The 1,058-nt window shown below is 56.5% G+C and carries 2 protein-coding genes; one reads left to right on the top strand and one right to left on the bottom strand.

What is annotated here, in order from left to right:
• Positions 1–354: PotD/PotF family extracellular solute-binding protein (locus EN750_RS35910; protein ID WP_145968264.1), on the bottom strand; the 354-nt coding region annotated here is incomplete at its 3' end.
• Between the two features lie 244 nt (positions 355–598).
• Here EN750_RS35910 and EN750_RS35905 point away from each other — a divergent pair.
• Positions 599–1,058, top strand: a 460-nt coding sequence (locus tag EN750_RS35905; RefSeq protein ID WP_127399390.1) for a M20/M25/M40 family metallo-hydrolase, incomplete at its 3' end; no start/stop codon positions are given.

Raw genomic sequence — 1,058 nt, 5'->3', positions numbered from 1 at the left:
ATCCAGGTCCGAACGCTCGAAGAACGAAAAATCGATCTTTTCGAGCAGGCCGTCCCTGGCGAAGCTGTTCGCATACCCACCCGAGAAGATGTAAATATCGTACCGGGGAGCTCCGGTCATGACGCTGGCGCGCATGGCCCCTGTATCGGTCGTCGGCTCGACGATGACCTTGATGCCAGTTTCCGCCTCGAAGGGTTCGAAATATGCCGAACGCATGGCTTCACCCCATGCTCCGGCGCCATCGTAGATGACCACTTCGCCCGAACCCTTAAGGCTCTTTGCGATGAGCGGTGCCGGAAAGATCGAGGCCACACCGAGAGCTCCTGCGGCCTTTAAGAGAGTGCGCCTGTGCATGTTTGTTCCCCTTTTTTTTTGCAGCGGTGATCGCTTGCATCTTTGAGGCTAACGGTATGCAAATGAAACAATGTGTCCATGCCTCGCCCGCCGAAAGTCCAAAACCGGCTAATATAGAAGCAATCATGCGTTTTTGTGCAATGTTCGCTTAAAGTGGCCTGCTTTTTTAAGCAGATGTTGTGACAGCTATCGAATAGAAAGGGCTGATCATGACAGTTTGATCGCGACCCCTGGGAAAGCAGACATGGACCAGAACGCTGAAAGAATTTGGAACCTCGTAAGCGAGAAGACGGGCACGTTCAGGCGCCTGGCCGATACTGTATGGTCAAACCCGGAAGTGAACTACGAGGAGTTCGCCTCCTGCGAGGAGCACGCTCGCGCCCTTTCGGCGGAAGGGTTTACGGTCACTCGGCAAGTCGCCGGCCTGCCCACAGCAGTGATGGGCGAGGCAGGAGAAGGTGGTGTGGTCATCGCCTTTCTGGGCGAATATGATGCCCTGCCCCATCTCAGCCAGGAGGCAGGCGTAGCCTCGCACGCGCCGATCAAGCCCTACGGACACGGACATGGATGCGGACATCACCTGTTGGGTTCAGGAGCGATGCAGGCTGCCACCGCTGTGAAGAACTACCTTCGGCAGGAGAATATTCCCGGGCGAGTTCGTTACTACGGTTGCCCTGCCGAGGAAGGCGGCTCTGGGAAGGGAT

The sequence above is a fragment of the Mesorhizobium sp. M7A.F.Ca.ET.027.03.2.1 genome, assembly GCF_003999175.1.
Taxonomy (GTDB): Bacteria; Pseudomonadota; Alphaproteobacteria; order Rhizobiales; family Rhizobiaceae; genus Mesorhizobium.
The sequence above is the reverse complement of the archived record's forward strand: the minus strand, read 5'-3'. Positions and strand labels throughout refer to the sequence as shown.